The following is a 15,835-nucleotide window of genomic DNA, read 5'->3' as shown; positions in this document are numbered from 1 at the left end:
TCCTCGTGGCACGCGGCCGTGTTCGTTCGTCAGGGTGGGCGGGCGGCGGCGGGCCGCCCGCAGGGTCAAATTGCTGCGACGGGATAGGAGCCCAGCACCTTCAGGAAGGCGGCGCGCTCGCCCAACGCCTTCAAGGCAGCCGCCACCGCCGGGTCGCACTGGTGACCCTGGATGTCGGCGTAGAAAACGTATTCCCACAATCCGGACTGCGCCGGCCGCGACTGCAGCTTGGTCATGTCCACGCCATGCTGCGCCAGCGGCTCGAGCAGCGTGTGGATCGCGCCGGGGCGGTTGGGTGCCGAAAACACCAGCGAGGTGCGATCCTTGCCGGACGGGCCGGCGTCATGATCGGCGATGACCAGGAATCGCGTCGTGTTGTTCGGATCGTCCTCGATGTTCGGCGCCAGGATGTTCAGGCCGTAAAGCTGCGCGGCAGCCTCGCCGGCGATCGCGCAGGATTCCGGATCCTCGCCCGCCAGCCGCGCGGCCTCGGCATTGCTCGCCACCGGGATGCGCGGCAGGTGCGGCAGGTTGCGGTTGAGCCATTCGTGGCACTGCGCCAGCGACTGCGCATGCGAGTAGATGCGCTTGGCGGCGCCGATGCCGTCGGCGCGCGACATCAGCTGCTGGTGAATGCGCAGATTGACCTCGCCGCAGACCTTCACCGGACTGGCCAGCAGCAGGTCGAGCGTGATGCTGACCGCGCCCTCGGTGGAGTTCTCGACCGGGACGACGCCGTAGTCGGTGTTGCCTGCCTCGACCGCGCGGAACACGTCCTCGATCGTCGCCATCGGCATGAAGCTGGGCGCCGAGCCGAACTGCTTGCGGCTCGCGCTTTCCGAGAACGTACCCGCCGGCCCGAGATAGGCCACGCGCTGCGGATGCTCGAGTCCGAGGCAGACCGACATGATCTCGCGGAACACGCTCTTGACCGCATCGGCCGGCAGCGGACCGGGGTTCAGCTCGGCCAGGCGGCGCAACACCTGCGCCTCGCGCTCCGGCCGGTAAAAGGGCGCATTGCCCTTCTTCACCTCGCCCACGCGCTGCGCGCAGCGTGCGCGCTCGGACAGGCGGGCGAGGATTTCCTCGTCGAGGCGGTCGATTTCGTTGCGCAGTTTCAGCAGTTCGTCGCTCATGCTCTCGGTCCGTTCGATCAAGCCTTGCGCGCGGCGAAGTCGCGCATGAAATCCACCAGGGCCTGCACGCCGGCAAGCGGCATGGCGTTGTAGATCGACGCACGCATGCCGCCGACCGACTTGTGGCCCCTCAATTGCACGAGCCCCGCCGCCTTGGCCGCCGCCAGGAAGGCCTCGTTGAGCGCCTCATCCTTCAGGAAGAACGGCACGTTCATGCGCGAGCGGCAGGCCGGATCGACCCGGTTCTCGTAGAAGTCACTGCTGTCGAGGAAGTCGTACAGCAGCTTCGCCTTGGCGATGTTCTGCGCTTCGATCGCCGCGACGCCCCCCTGCCGCTTGAGCCACTGGAACACCAGGCCTGCGATATAGATCGCGTAGGTCGGGGGCGTGTTGTACATCGAGCCGTTGTCGGCCACGGTCTTGTAGTCGAAGGCGCTCGGGCAGTGCGGCATGGCGCGACCCAGCAGGTCCTCGCGCACGATGACGATGGTCAGGCCCGCCGGACCGATGTTCTTCTGCGCGCCACCGAAGATCAGGCCGTACTTCGACACGTCGATCACGCGCGAAAGGATGTGCGAGGACATGTCGGCCACCACCGGCACCTCGCCGCGACCGATCTGCGCCAGATCCGGCTCGAACGGATACTCCACGCCATCGATGGTTTCGTTGGTGCAGGTGAAGACGTAGGCCGGATCGGCCGACAGCTTCCAGTCCGTCACCGGCGGCACGGTGGTGAAGCCGCTCGCCTCGGACGTGGCGGCGATGTTCACTTCGGCGTACTTGCGCGCCTCTTTCTGCGATTTCTGCGTCCACGACCCCGTGACCACATAGTCGGCCACGCGCTTGTCGCCCATCAGGTTCATCGGGATGATCGCATTCTCGGCAATCGCCCCGCCCTGCATGAACAGGATGCGGTAATCGTCCGGCACCGCCAGCAGCGTCCGCAGGTCGACCTCGGCCTGCGCCGCGATGGCGGTGAATTCCTTGCCGCGATGGCTCATCTCCATCACGCCCATGCCCGAGCCGTGCCAGTCGAGCATTTCCTCGGCGGCCTGGCGCAGCACTTCTTCGGGCAGCGCCGCAGGACCGGCGCTGAAATTCCACACGCGACTCATCAAGCGTCCCCTTCTTCGCCGGTGGCCGGGGCCTCGCCCTCGGGCGCATCGGCCTGCACATCGGCACCACCGTCGTCCGCATCCTCCGCGGACTCGCCGTTCAGGCGCATGCTTTCGTCCGACTCGGACTCGGCCACCTTCTCGATGCTTGCGAGGAAGGTACCGTCGTCGAGGTTGATCAGGGTCACGCCCTGGGTGGAGCGTCCCATCTCGCGGATGCTCTCGACGCTGGTGCGGATCAGCACGCCGCCGGTGGAAATCAGCATGACCTCGTCGGCCGGCTCGACCAGCACGGCGCCGACCAGCTTGCCGTTGCGGTCGCTGGTCTGGATCGCGATCATGCCCTTGGTGCCGCGGCCGTGGCGGGTGTATTCCGCCACCGGCGTGCGCTTGCCGTAGCCGTTCTCGGTCGCCGTCAGCACCGACTGCGACTCGTCCTTGGCCACCAGCATGGCGATCACGGCCTGACCATCTTCCAGCATCATGCCGCGCACGCCGCGTGCCTCGCGCCCCATCGGGCGTACGTCGGTTTCGGCAAAGCGCACCGCCTTGCCGGCATCGGAGAACAGCATCACGTCGCACTGGCCGTCGGTGATCGCCACGCCGATCAGGTGGTCGCCGTCGTCGAGATTGACCGCGATGATGCCGGCCTTGCGCGGGTTCGAGAACGCGGTGAGCGCGGTCTTCTTGACCGTACCTTCAGAGGTCGCCATGAACACGAAGTGTTCCTCGTCGAACTCCTTGATCGGCAAGACGGCGGTGATCTTCTCGCCTTCGACCAACGGGAAGAGATTGACGATCGGCTTGCCACGCGAGTTGCGCGTGCCTTCGGGCACCTCGTACACCTTGAGCCAGTAGCAGCGCCCGCGGCTGGAGAAGCACAGCACGGTGTCGTGGGTGTTGGCAACGAAGAGATGGTCGATGAAGTCCTCGTCCTTCATCGAAGTCGCCTGCTTGCCGCGGCCGCCACGGCGCTGGGCGCGGTAGTCGGCAAGCGGCTGGCGCTTGAAGTAGCCGGTGTGCGACAGGGTCACGACCATGTCCTCCGGCGTGATCAGATCCTCGATGTTGATCTCGGCGGTGTTCATCACCAGCTCGGAACGACGCGGGTCGCCGAACTGGTTGCGGATCGCGCCGAGCTCCTCGACGATGATCGCGGTGATGCGTTCCGGGCGCGCCAGGATGTCGAGCAGGTCGGTGATGATGTCCATCACCTCGCGATACTCGCCGACGATCTTGTCCTGCTCGAGGCCGGTCAGGCGCTGCAGGCGCAGCTCGAGGATGGCCTGGGCCTGCGTTTCGGACAGGCGGTAGCCCTGGGCCTGCAGGCCGTATTGCGGGTCCAGCCCTTCCGGCCTGTAGCTGTCGGCGAGCGCACGCGACAGCATTTCCTCCACCAGCGCCGAGCGCCACTCGCGCGCCATCAGCTCGCGCTTGGCGTCGGACGGCGTGGGCGCCGCCTTGATCAGCGCGATGATCTCGTCCACGTTGGACAGCGCCACCGCCAGGCCTTCGAGCACATGGCCGCGGTCGCGCGCCTTGCGCAGTTCGAAGATGGTGCGGCGGGTGACGACCTCGCGGCGGTGCTCGAGGAAGCACACCAGCATCTGCTTGAGGTTCAGCAGGCGCGGCTTGCCGTCGACCAGCGCCACCATGTTCATGCCGAAGCTGTCCTGCAACTGGGTGTGCTTGAACAGCTTGTTGAGCACGACCTCGGGCATCTCGCCACGCTTCAACTCGATCACCAGGCGCATGCCCGACTTGTCGGACTCGTCGCGAATCTCGCTGATGCCCTCAATCTTCTTCTCGTTGACCAGCTCGGCCATGCGCTCCTGCAAGGTGCGCTTGTTCACCTGGTAAGGCAGCTCGTCGACGATGATCGCCTGGCGGTCGGTCTTGCCGATGGGCTCGAAATGGGTGCGCGCACGCATGATCACGCGGCCGCGGCCGGTGCGGTAGCCCTCGTGCACGCCATGCAGGCCGTAGATCAGGCCGGCGGTCGGGAAGTCCGGCGCCTTGACGATCTCGATGAGGGTCTCGATGTCGGTGTCGGGATCTTCGAGCAGCTTCAGACAGGCGTCGACCACCTCGCCCAGGTTGTGCGGCGGGATGTTGGTCGCCATGCCGACCGCAATGCCGCTCGAACCGTTGATCAACAGGTTCGGGATGCGCGCCGGCATGACGAGCGGCTCTTTCTCCGAGCCGTCGTAGTTCGGTCCGAAGTCGACTGTCTCCTTGTCGATGTCGGCCAGCAGCTCGTGGCCGATGCGCGCCATGCGGATTTCGGTGTAACGCATCGCCGCAGCGTTGTCGCCGTCGACCGAGCCGAAGTTGCCCTGGCCATCGACCAGCATGTAGCGCAGCGAGAAGTCCTGTGCCATGCGCACGATGGTGTCGTACACCGCGATATCGCCATGCGGGTGGTACTTACCGATGACGTCGCCGACGATACGCGCCGATTTCTTGTAAGCGCGGTTCCAGTCGTTGGACAGCTCGTGCATTGCGAACAGCACCCGCCGGTGCACGGGCTTGAGGCCATCGCGCGCATCCGGGAGTGCCCGACCCACGATCACGCTCATCGCGTAATCGAGGTAGGAGTGCCGCATCTCCTCTTCAAGGCTGATCGGCAGGGTTTCCTTGGCGAACTGAGTCATGCTGGGAGCGGACGTGCCGCGTTTACCAAAACGCGAAATATTAACACGCGCGCCCCCTGCCCGCCCCGCCTCGGGCATCGGCGCACGTCCGACCCGCTATCGGGCCAGCAGCGCGATGGCATCCTCGCGCCAGAAACGCAATGCTGCGTAATACCCCTCCCACACGCAGCCATTGCAGCCGCGTCCGCAGCAACTGTCCGGCACCGGCGGAGGCGCCCGCAGGGCGACACCACGATCCGTCAACGCCAGCTGCACCCGGCACACCAGGGCCTCGGCCTCCGCGCGATTGCGCATCGGCAAGGCAGCCAAATCACTCGTTTGCATCCATCGAACCCCTGGCTGAAAAAACACGCCTTTCGACCCTTGAAATCTCCTTGCCGACCCCAATGTAGCAGCGTCAGGAATTTACGGGAGCCCCATCCATGCAGGAACAGAACCCTTCGACGCCGCCCGCCGACGAACTGCAAGCCCAGGCCGCTACCGCCGCGCAGACCGTTGCCGACGCCGATCCGACGATAGACACCATGCCCAGCCTGGAAGAGAGCCTGCGCCAGGCCGAGCTCAAGGCCGCGGAGCATCACGACGCCTGGCTGCGCGCCAAGGCCGAGACCGAGAACGTGCGCCGCCGTGCGCAGGACGACATCGCCAAGGCATCCAAGTTCGCCGCCGAGAAGTTCGCGACCGCGATGCTGCCGGTGAAGGACAGCCTGGAAGCCGCCCTCGCGGTGGAGAACCAGACGGTGGAGAAACTGCGCGAGGGCGTCGAGCTGACGCTGAAGCAACTCGTCTCCGCCTTCGAGGGCGCCAACCTCGCCGAAGAGAACCCGCTCAACCAGAAATTCGACCCGAACAAGCACCAGGCGATCAGCGCGGTCGAATCCGACGCCGAGCCCAACACCGTGGTCACGGTGCTGCAGAAGGGCTACCTGCTCAACGAGCGCGTCATCCGCCCGGCGCTGGTGATGGTGGCGAAGGCCAAGGGCCAGTAAGGAATCTGCGCGCGGACGCTTGAAACCGGTCCGCGCCACCCCATATTCGAACCAGACCGGCGCACCTCCGCTGCGCCCCCGAATACAGACTGAAAAGGAACACTCATGGGCAAGATCATCGGCATCGACCTCGGCACCACCAACAGCTGCGTTTCCGTGATGGAAGGCGGCAAGCCGAAGGTCATCGAAAACTCCGAAGGCGCGCGCACGACCCCCTCGGTGGTCGCCTACGCCGAAGACGGCGAGATCCTGTGCGGTGCGCCGGCCAAGCGCCAGGCGGTCACCAACGCCAAGAACACCCTGTTCGCGATCAAGCGCCTGATCGGCCGTCGCTTCGAAGAGAAGGAAGTGCAGAAGGACATCGACCTGATGCCCTTCACCATCGCCAAGGCCGACAACGGCGACGCCTGGGTGGAAGTGCGCGGCAAGAAGATCGCGCCGCCGCAGGTCTCCGCCGAAGTGCTGCGCAAGATGAAGAAGACTGCCGAGGACTACCTCGGCGAGGAAGTGACCGAGGCGGTCATCACCGTGCCGGCCTACTTCAACGACAGCCAGCGCCAGGCCACCAAGGACGCCGGTCGCATCGCCGGCCTCGAAGTCAAGCGCATCATCAACGAGCCGACCGCGGCCGCGCTCGCCTTCGGCATGGACAAGAAGCCGGGCGACTCCAAGATCGCGGTGTATGACCTCGGCGGCGGCACCTTCGACATCTCGATCATCGAGATCGCGGACCTCGACGGCGAGCACCAGTTCGAAGTACTGGCGACCAACGGCGACACCTTCCTGGGTGGCGAGGACTTCGACCAGCGCATCATCGACTACATCGTCACCGAATTCAAAAAGGAACAGGGCGTCGACCTCAAGAACGACGTGCTCGCACTGCAGCGCCTGAAGGAAGCGGCCGAGAAGGCCAAGATCGAGCTGTCCTCCGGCCAGCAGACCGAGATCAACCTGCCCTACATCACCGCCGACGCCTCGGGCCCGAAGCACCTGGCGATCAAGATCACCCGCGCCAAGTTCGAAGCGCTGGTCGAGGACCTGATCGAGCGCTCGATCGAGCCCTGCCGCATCGCGCTGAAGGACGCGGGCCTCAAGGTCTCGGACATCGACGACGTGATCCTGGTCGGCGGCCAGACCCGCATGCCCAAGGTCATCGACAAGGTGAAGGAGTTCTTCGGCAAGGAGCCGCGCCGTGACGTGAACCCGGACGAGGCCGTGGCCGTCGGCGCCTCCATCCAGGGTGGCGTGCTGCAGGGCGAGGTCAAGGACGTGCTGCTGCTCGACGTGACCCCGCTGTCGCTGGGCATCGAGACCCTGGGCGGCGTAATGACCAAGCTGATCCAGAAGAACACCACGATCCCGACCAAAGCCTCGCAGGTGTTCTCGACCGCCGATGACAACCAGTCGGCCGTGACCATCCACGTGCTGCAGGGCGAGCGCGAGATGGCCTCGGGCAACAAGAGCCTGGGCCAGTTCAACCTCTCCGACATCCCGCCGGCGCCGCGAGGCATGCCGCAGATCGAAGTCACCTTCGACATCGACGCCAACGGCATCCTGCACGTGTCGGCCAAGGACAAGGCCACCGGCAAGGAGAACAAGATCAAGATCCAGGCCAACTCCGGCCTGTCGGACGAGGAAGTCGAGCGCATGGTGCGCGACGCCGAGGCGCACGCCGAGGAAGACAAGAAGGCGCACGAGCTGGTCGACGCACGCAACCAGTGCGACGCGCTGATCCACTCGACCAAGAAGGCCCTGGGCGAGTACGGCGACAAGCTGTCGGACGACGAGAAGTCCAAGATCGAAGCCGCGATCAAGGACGCCGAAGAGGCGATCAAGAGCGGCGACAAGGACAGCATCGAAGCCAAGAGCCAGGCACTGGCGACGGCTGCGCAGAAGCTCGGCGAGCAGATGTACGCCCAGGCCCAGGCCGAAGGCGGCGCCCAGGGTGCCGCGGGCGGTCAGCAGACCGGTGGCAAGGCCGACGACGCCGACGTGGTGGATGCCGAATTCACCGAAGTGAAGGACAAGAAGTAATCGTCACTCTGGCGAATCCTTCGCGGCCGAGCCCCGCCGGAGCCCTGCTCCGGTGCCGGCTCGGCCTTTGCTTGATACCAGACTGAGCGACGCACCATGTCCAAAAGGGATTACTACGAAGTCCTCGGCGTCAACCGCGACGCCGGCGACGACGAGATCAAGAAGGCCTACCGCAAGCTGGCCATGAAGTTCCACCCGGACCGCAATCCGGACAACAAGGAAGCCGAGGAGAAGTTCAAGGAGGCCAAGGAGGCCTACGAGATGCTCTCAGACCCGCAGAAGAAGGCGGCCTACGACCGCTACGGCCACGCCGGCGTCGACCCGTCGATGGGCGGCGGCGGTCAGGGTTTCGAGGGCGGCTTCGCCGATGCCTTCGGCGACATCTTCGGCGATCTGTTCGGCGGCGGCCGCGGCGGGCGTTCGAACGTCTATCGCGGCGCCGACCTGCGCTACAACCTCGAGATCACGCTCGAGGAAGCCGCGCGCGGCGCCGAAAAGACCATCCGCATCCCCACCGTCGAGGAATGCGGCACCTGCCACGGCAGCGGCGCCAAGCCCGGCACCCAGCCCAAGACCTGCCCCACCTGTAACGGCCACGGCCAGGTGCGGGTGCAGCAGGGCTTCTTCTCGATTCAGCAGACCTGCCCGAAGTGCCACGGCAGCGGCAAGATCATCCCCGACCCCTGCCGCGACTGCGGCGGCGCCGGACGGGTGAAGAAGCACAAGACGCTGGAAGTGAAGATTCCTGCGGGTATCGACGAAGGCATGCGCCTGCGCCACGCCGGCCACGGCGAACCGGGCGTCAATGGCGGCCCGCCGGGCGACCTCTACGTCGAGATCCACATCCGCAAGCACGCGGTGTTCGAGCGCGACCACGACGATCTGCACTGCGAGATGCCGATCAGCATCACCACCGCGGCGCTGGGCGGCGAGATCGAGATTCCGACGCTGGAAGGCATGGCGCGCCTGAAGATTCCCGCCGAAACGCAGAGCGGCAAGGTCTTCCGCCTGCGCGGCAAGGGCATCAAGAACGTTCGCAGCCACGTGCATGGCGACCTGCTGTGCCATGTGGTGATCGAAACGCCGGTGAACCTGACCGAGCGCCAGAAGGAACTGCTGCGCGAGTTCGAGGAGATTTCCAGCGGCAACGCCGACCGCCACAACCCCAAGGCCAAGGGCTGGATGGACAAGGTGCGCGATTTCTTCGGGAATTGAGGGCCAGCAGAGGGCCTTCGACAGCCGAAGCCTGAGCACCTCCACCTGACAAAACGCCCGCTCCTGCGTCACCGCAGGGCGGGCGTTCTGCTATCCAGCCGGGTCAGCCCGGGTCCGCCGGCAAGGCCCAACCGCCATCGGGGCAGCGTGCGCCGCCGTCGTCGTTCAGGCGCGGCGCCAGGTCGTGCCGCCGGGACCATCCTCGAGGATCACGCCGGCCTCGGTCAGCTCGGCGCGGATGCGGTCGGCCTCGGCGTAATCCCTCGCCTTCTTCGCGGCAGCGCGGGCGGCGATGCGGGATTCGATGGTTGCGGCATCGAGTCCGCCGGCATCCGGCGTGCCAGCCTGCAGGAAGGCGACGGGGTCGCGCTCGAGCAGGCCGAGCACACCGCCCAGCGCCTTCAGCTGGCGCGCAAGCCCGGGGGAGATGCTGCGATTGACCTCGTTCGCCAGCTCGAACAGCACGGCGACCGCCTCGGCGGTATTGAAGTCATCGTCCATCGCGACGCGGAAGCGCTTCGCGTGTGCCTCGTTCCAGTCGACCTCGACCGCCCCCTCGACCGGCACGTTCTTCAATGCGGTATAGAGACGGGTCAGCGAACTGCGTGCGTCCTCGAGGTGGGCATCCGAGTAGTTCAGCGCGCTGCGGTACTGCGCGCGCAGGATGAAGAAGCGCACCACCTCGGGGTCGTACTTCTGCAACACCTCGCGGATGGTGAAGAAGTTGCCGAGCGACTTCGACATCTTCTCGTCGTCGACGCGCACGAAGCCGTTGTGCATCCAGTAGTTCACGAAGGTGTGGCCATGCGCGCCCTCGGACTGGGCGATCTCGTTCTCGTGGTGCGGGAACTGCAGGTCCATGCCGCCGCCATGGATGTCGAAATGGTCGCCGAGCAGGTCCGAGCTCATCGCTGAGCACTCGATGTGCCAGCCGGGGCGGCCCTCGCCCCACGGCGACGCCCACTTCACCTCGCCCGGTTCCTCGGTCTTGGCGTGCTTCCACAACACGAAGTCGAGCGGGTCGTTCTTGTCCTGCGCCACGTCGACGCGCTCGCCGGCGCGCAACTCGTCCAGCGACTTGCCCGACAGCTTGCCGTAGCCGTCGAACTTGCGCACCGCATAGCACACGTCACGGTTGGCGGCAACGTAGGCCAGGCCCTTCTGCTCGAGGCGCGAGATCAGGCTCTGCATCTGCGCGACGTAGTCGGTCGCGCGCGGCTCGTGGTCCGGCCGCAGCACGCCGAGCGCGTCGGCGTCCTCGTGCATCGCGGCGATGAAGCGGTCGGTGAGCTGGCGGATGGTCTCGCCATTCTCCTGCGCGCGACGGATGATCTTGTCGTCGATGTCGGTGATGTTGCGCACGTAGGTCACGTCCAGCCCGCTCGCCCGCAGCCAGCGCGCCACCATGTCGAACACGACCATCACACGTGCATGCCCGAGATGGCAGAAGTCATACACCGTCATGCCGCAGACGTACATGCGGACCTTGCCGGGTTCGATCGGGGTGAAGACTTCCTTGTTGCGCGACAGGGTGTTGTAGATCGTGAGCATCGGGAGAACTGGGAAACGGGTCGGAAAACCACGCTGGCAGCGCGATTGTGGGGGGTGGGCCTTGTTGCTAGAATCTTGCGTCGTTCTGCAGCCTTGGGCCCGCAACGGCAGGCCGCAAATATACCACGGCCGCCTTGCCCGCCATTTCGTCCGCCCGTCCTGCCGGACAAGGGCCGCACGGCTCGCGACATCCTCCCATTCAGCCCAGGGCCAGACGGCCAAGCACCGGAGATTCCATGAGAAAGCACCTGATCGCCTTTGCCGCGCTCGCCACGACCGCACTGAGCGCGCTGGCCGCCAATCCGATGGTCGAACTGAAGACCAACCAGGGCGAGATCGTGGTCGAAGTCTTCGCCGACAAGGCACCGAAGTCGGCAGAAAACTTCGTGCAGTACGTCAAGGACGGCCACTACAACGGCACCGTGTTCCACCGTGTCATCGACGGCTTCATGATCCAGGGCGGCGGCTTCGACGCCGACATGAAGCAAAAGAGCACCCGCGCGCCGATCGAGAACGAGGCCAAGAACGGCCTCAAGAACGAGCGCGGCACGCTGGCCATGGCCCGCACCGCCGATCCGCACTCGGCGAGCTCGCAGTTCTTCATCAACCTCGTGCCCAACACCTTCCTCGACTACCCGTCGCGCGACGGCTGGGGCTATGCCGTATTCGGCAAGGTCGTGAAGGGCATGGACGTGGTCGACAAGATCGGCAAGGTCGCCACCGGCAACCGCGGCTTCCACCAGAACGTGCCGGTCGAAGCCGTCGTCGTCGAGAGCGCCCGCGTGCTCGAGGCCGCGGCGAAGAAGCCGGCCAAGTAAGAACACGCTACAAGACGCCCGCCGCGCCCGAGCGCGGTGGAGACACAATCACCCAGGAGAACGACACATGGCAGTCAAACTGCACACCAACCACGGCGTCATCACCCTCGAACTCGACGCGGAGAAAGCGCCCGTCACCGTCGCCAACTTCCTCGCATACGTCGAGGCGGGCCACTACAACAACACCATCTTCCACCGTGTCATCGACGGTTTCATGATCCAGGGCGGCGGCTTCGAGCCGGGCATGAACCAGAAGCCGACCGGCGAGCAGATCAAGAACGAAGCCGACAACGGCCTCAAGAACGAACGCGGCACCATCGCCATGGCCCGCACCCAGGCACCGCACTCGGCCACCGCGCAGTTCTTCATCAACGTCGCCGACAACGACTTCCTCAACCACACCAAGCCTGACCTGCAGGGCTGGGGCTACTGCGTGTTCGGCCGCGTCACCGAGGGCATGGACGTCGTCGACGCCATCCGCAAGGTCAAGACCGGTTCCAGCGGTTTCCACCAGGACGTGCCGAAGGAAGACGTGGTCATCGAGCGCGCCGAAGTTGTCTGATTCCTCGCACGACGGCAACGCGACACCCGCCCCGGGCGGGTGTCCGCAGCCCATGCCGGAAGCCGTCCATGCGGCGCTTCCGGCATTGTTCATTTCGGACCTGCATCTCAACGAGGACGAGCCGGCCAACGTCGACGCCTTTCTCGGCTTCCTGGCAGGCCCCGCGCGCCGGGCGGCGAGCCTCTTCATCCTCGGCGACCTGTTCGAGTACTGGGCGGGCGACGACGACCTCGCCACGCCCTTCAATGCACGCATCGCTGCCGCGATCCGCGCGCTGGCCGATGGCGGCACGGCGGTCTTCTTCATGACCGGCAACCGCGACCTGCTCGCCGGTCGCGGATTCGCAGAAACCATCGGCGCCACCCTGCTCGACGACCCTACGCTGGTGCGCTTCGGCAACGCCGGCACCTCGGCGCTGCTACTCGCGCATGGCGACGCGCTATGTACGGACGACCACGCCTACCAGGCCTTCCGCCGACAGGTGCGCGACCCTGCATGGCAGGCAGGCTTCCTCGGCCAAGCGCTCGCCACGCGCAAGGCCTTCATCGCCTCGCTGCGCCAGCAGAGCGAGACGGCCAAGGCCGAGAAGACGATGGAGATCATGGACGTCAACGCCGACGCGGTCGCCACCCTGCTGCGCACGCACGGCTACCCGACGCTGGTACACGGCCACACCCATCGGCCGGCTTGCCATCGCTTCGAGGTGGATGGCCACGCCTGTGTCCGGCATGTGCTGCCGGACTGGCACGGGCAGGCCTGCGGGCTGGCGTTCGACGGGCGGGATTTCACGCCCTTCTCTAGGTAGGCCGCACCAAGGCCCACGACCCGCCGGGCCTGCACGGGGAATTCCTTCTGCAGGCTGCGGAACTCGCCCTTCGGGCTCGGACAGTCCTCGCCTGCGCCAGGAATACCCCGCGCATTCCCGGCTACCGCGGTGACGGCTCCATCTTCCCAGGGGTTGGGATGTGGCCTAGCGCGCCAGTCCGCGCGCCAGATCTGCCTTCAGGTCCTCGACCGACTCCAGCCCCACCGCCACGCGCAGCAGGCCTTCGCCGATGCCGGCCGCGGCCCGAGCCTCGGGCGAGATGCGACCGTGCGTCGTGGTCGCGGGGTGGGTGATCGTAGTCTTGGTGTCGCCCAGGTTGGCGGTGATCGACATTAGACGGGTCGAGTCAACCACCTTCCACGCGGCATCGCGTCCGCCTTCGACGTCGAAGCTGACGATGGCGCCGCCGGTCTTCTGCTGCCGCATCGCCAGTTCATGCTGCGGATGCGAAGGCAGGCCGGGGTAGTAGACGCGGGCGACGCCCGGCTGCGCCTCGAGCCAGCGCGCCAGATCCAACGCAGACGCCGACTGCGCCTCCATGCGCAGGCGCAGCGTCTCGAGCCCCTTCAGGATGACCCAGGCATTGAACGGAGAGAGCGTCGGTCCGGCCGTACGGAGGAACTTGAACACCTCATCGGTGACCGCCTTCCGGCCCGCGACGGCACCGCCCAGCACCCTGCCCTGCCCGTCCAGATACTTGGTCGCCGAGTGCACGACGACGTCGGCGCCGAACTCCAGCGGACGCTGCAATGCGGGCGAACAGAAACAGTTGTCGACCGCCAGCAGCGCGCCCGCCTCGTGGGCGATGGCCGCGACGCCGGCGATGTCGACGACCTCGGTCAGCGGGTTGGATGGCGTCTCGATGAAGAACAGCCGGGTGCGCGGGCGGACGGCATCACGATAGGCATTGAGGTCGGTCGCCGGCACGAAGCTGGTCTCGATGCCGAACTTCGACAGGATGTTGCCGAACAACTGCTGGGTCGCGCCGAACAGGCCGTTCGATGCCACGACGTGGTCCCCCGCCTGCAGCACCGCCATGGCCAGCGACAGGATCGCCGACATGCCGGAGGCCGTGGCCACGCACGCTTCGGCCCCCTCGAGTGCAGCCAGCCGGGTCTGCATGGCGGTGACGGTCGGGTTGGAGAAGCGGGCGTAGACGTTCCCCTCCTCCGCCCCAGAGAAGCGGGCTGCGGCCTGCGCCGCGCTCTCGAACACGAAGCTCGAGGTCAGGTACATCGCCTCGCTGTGCTCGCCGAACTGGCTGCGGTTGATGCCGGCACGAATCGCCAGGGTGTCGGGATGAAGGCTAAGGTCGTCGGGAAACGTCATCGGGGTCGGTCAGGCTGGTGGCGGCCGCCTGACGGCCGCCCGATTGTCGGTTGAGCGATCGGCTCAGTGGTCGGGGTTCGATGCGAGGTTGAGATCCAGCTGACCTCCGTCGTCGTCGTGACCATCGTTCTTCGACGGCTTGGCCTGCCCGCGCTGGTTCTCGACACCGCTCAGGTATTCCGCGGTGATGTCGCCGGTCACGTAGCAGCCATCGAAGCACGAGGTCTCGAAGAAGTTGATCGACGGGTTGAGTGCCCGCACCGCGGCCTTCAGGTCGTCGAGATCCTGATAGATCAGGCCATCGGCCCCGATCTCGCGGCAGATCTCGTCTTCGCTGCGGCCCGATGCGATCAGCTCGCCCCTTGTCGGCATGTCGATACCGTAGACGTTCGCGTAACGAACCGGCGGCGCGGCCGAGGCCAGGTACACCTTGGTGGCGCCGGCCTCGCGCGCCATGTTGACGATCTCCTTGCTCGTCGTGCCGCGCACGATGGAGTCGTCGACCAGCAGCACGCTCTTGCCCTTGAACTCCTGGTGGATCGTGTTCAGCTTCTGGCGCACCGACTTCTTGCGCGTGGACTGGCCCGGCATGATGAAGGTGCGGCCGATGTAGCGGTTCTTGACGAAGCCCTCACGGAACGGCAGGTCGAGGCACTCGGCCATCTGCATCGCCGAAGGACGGCTGGAATCAGGAATCGGGATCACGACGTCGATGTGGACGTTCGGCATCGTGCGTCTCATCTTGTCGGCAAGATACTCGCCCATCTTCATGCGCGACTCGTACACCGACACGCCGTCGATGATCGAATCGGGGCGCGCGAGATAGACGAACTCGAACATGCAGGGGGCCTGCACGGTCTTGCTTGCGCACTGGCGACTGTGGAAATTGCCCTGGGTGTCGATCAGCACCGCCTCGCCCGGGGCGATGTCGCGCAAGAGCTTGAAGCCAAGCACGTCCAGCGCCACCGACTCGGACGCCACCAGCCACTCGGTGCCCGCTTCGGTGTCGTTGCGACCGATCACCAGCGGACGGATGCCGTAGGGGTCGCGGAAGGCCAGCAGGCCGTAGCCGGCGATCATCGCCACCACACCGTAGGCGCCACGACAGCGGCGATGCACACCCGCCACGGCGCGGAACACCGCGTCCTCGTCGAGCTTGAGACCGTTGCAGGCCGCCTGCAGCTCGTGGGCCAGCACGTTCAGCAGCACTTCGGAGTCGCTGCTGGTGTTGATGTGGCGCAGGTCCGACAGGAACATCTCGCGCTTGAGCGCCTCGGAGTTCGTGAGGTTGCCGTTGTGCGCCAGCAGCAGGCCGAAGGGCGAATTGACGTAGAACGGCTGCGCCTCGGCGGCGTTGTATGCCGAACCTGCGGTGGGATAGCGGACGTGTCCGATGCCCCAGTTGCCCTCGAGATTGCGCATGTTGCGCGTGCGGAACACGTCACGCACCAGGCCCGACCCCTTGTGCATGTGAAAGCGCCCGCCTTCGGATGTGGCGATACCCGCCGCATCCTGGCCCCGGTGCTGCAAGACCTGCAGCCCGTCATACAGCAACTGGTTGACCGGAGAGGTGGCAACGACCCCGAGAATTCCGCACATGGAGATT

General features: G+C 65.9%; 13 protein-coding genes. 6 read left to right on the top strand and 7 right to left on the bottom strand.

Annotation, left to right across the window (positions count from 1 at the left end):
- Window positions 1–65: 65 nt before the first annotated feature.
- The 4 genes from pheA to AC731_RS00825 all read right to left on the bottom strand — a co-directional run bounded on the left by pheA (window position 66) and on the right by AC731_RS00825 (window position 5,229).
- Window positions 66–1,136 carry a prephenate dehydratase gene (pheA, locus tag AC731_RS00840; protein WP_048710428.1) on the bottom strand — a complete coding sequence of 357 codons (1,071 nt, stop codon included), beginning with the start codon at window positions 1,134–1,136 and terminating at the stop codon, window positions 66–68.
- 17 nt (window positions 1,137–1,153) lie between these two features.
- Window positions 1,154–2,251: a 3-phosphoserine/phosphohydroxythreonine transaminase gene (gene serC / locus AC731_RS00835; RefSeq protein ID WP_048708680.1), complete on the bottom strand. Its 1,098-nt coding sequence runs from the start codon at window positions 2,249–2,251 to the stop codon at window positions 1,154–1,156.
- A complete protein-coding gene (gyrA, locus tag AC731_RS00830; RefSeq protein ID WP_048708679.1) occupies window positions 2,251–4,905 on the bottom strand; it encodes a DNA gyrase subunit A in 2,655 nt (884 codons plus the stop codon). The genes serC and gyrA overlap by 1 nt, the downstream gene beginning before the upstream one ends.
- A 96-nt stretch (window positions 4,906–5,001) precedes the next feature.
- Window positions 5,002–5,229, bottom strand: coding sequence for an oxidoreductase-like domain-containing protein (locus tag AC731_RS00825; RefSeq protein ID WP_048708677.1), 228 nt, complete (start codon window positions 5,227–5,229; stop codon window positions 5,002–5,004).
- 98 nt (window positions 5,230–5,327) lie between these two features.
- On the opposite strand from AC731_RS00825, the gene grpE reads away from it, so the two are divergent.
- The 3 genes from grpE (at window position 5,328) to dnaJ (ending at window position 9,143) form a co-directional block, all read left to right on the top strand.
- Window positions 5,328–5,894: a nucleotide exchange factor GrpE gene (gene grpE / locus AC731_RS00820; RefSeq protein WP_048708675.1), complete on the top strand. Its 567-nt coding sequence runs from the start codon at window positions 5,328–5,330 to the stop codon at window positions 5,892–5,894.
- A gap of 105 nt (window positions 5,895–5,999) precedes the next feature.
- Window positions 6,000–7,928, top strand: coding sequence for a molecular chaperone DnaK (gene dnaK / locus AC731_RS00815; RefSeq protein WP_048708673.1), 1,929 nt, complete (start codon window positions 6,000–6,002; stop codon window positions 7,926–7,928).
- 96 nt (window positions 7,929–8,024) lie between these two features.
- Window positions 8,025–9,143 (top strand): molecular chaperone DnaJ, encoded by a 1,119-nt coding sequence (gene dnaJ / locus AC731_RS00810; RefSeq protein WP_004259485.1) that lies wholly within the window; start codon window positions 8,025–8,027, stop codon window positions 9,141–9,143.
- Window positions 9,144–9,308: 165 nt separating this feature from the next.
- Here the strand turns inward: dnaJ and cysS are convergent, their stop codons facing one another.
- Window positions 9,309–10,694 (bottom strand): cysteine--tRNA ligase, encoded by a 1,386-nt coding sequence (gene cysS / locus AC731_RS00805; RefSeq protein WP_004259483.1) that lies wholly within the window; start codon window positions 10,692–10,694, stop codon window positions 9,309–9,311.
- Between the two features lie 236 nt (window positions 10,695–10,930).
- On the opposite strand from cysS, the gene AC731_RS00800 reads away from it, so the two are divergent.
- From AC731_RS00800 to AC731_RS00790, 3 genes are all read left to right on the top strand, one after another.
- Complete coding sequence (locus tag AC731_RS00800) at window positions 10,931–11,512, top strand: peptidylprolyl isomerase (protein WP_004259482.1); 582 nt, start codon at window positions 10,931–10,933, stop codon at window positions 11,510–11,512.
- A 67-nt stretch (window positions 11,513–11,579) separates the two neighbouring features.
- Window positions 11,580–12,074, top strand: coding sequence for a peptidylprolyl isomerase (locus AC731_RS00795; RefSeq protein WP_004259480.1), 495 nt, complete (start codon window positions 11,580–11,582; stop codon window positions 12,072–12,074).
- 52 nt (window positions 12,075–12,126) lie between these two features.
- Window positions 12,127–12,879 (top strand): UDP-2,3-diacylglucosamine diphosphatase, encoded by a 753-nt coding sequence (locus tag AC731_RS00790; RefSeq protein ID WP_004259479.1) that lies wholly within the window; start codon window positions 12,127–12,129, stop codon window positions 12,877–12,879.
- Between the two features lie 165 nt (window positions 12,880–13,044).
- Here the strand turns inward: AC731_RS00790 and AC731_RS00785 are convergent, their stop codons facing one another.
- Together AC731_RS00785 and purF are read right to left on the bottom strand one after the other, a co-directional pair.
- On the bottom strand, window positions 13,045–14,229 hold the full coding sequence (locus AC731_RS00785; protein ID WP_004259477.1) for an O-succinylhomoserine sulfhydrylase: 1,185 nt from the start codon (window positions 14,227–14,229) through the stop codon (window positions 13,045–13,047).
- 63 nt (window positions 14,230–14,292) lie between these two features.
- Window positions 14,293–15,828 (bottom strand): amidophosphoribosyltransferase, encoded by a 1,536-nt coding sequence (purF, locus tag AC731_RS00780; protein WP_004259475.1) that lies wholly within the window; start codon window positions 15,826–15,828, stop codon window positions 14,293–14,295.
- Window positions 15,829–15,835: the final 7 nt, after the last annotated feature.

It is taken from the genome of Thauera humireducens (assembly GCF_001051995.2).
Taxonomy (GTDB): domain Bacteria; phylum Pseudomonadota; class Gammaproteobacteria; order Burkholderiales; family Rhodocyclaceae; genus Thauera; species Thauera humireducens.
This window is presented reverse-complemented; position numbering and strand designations above follow the sequence as displayed.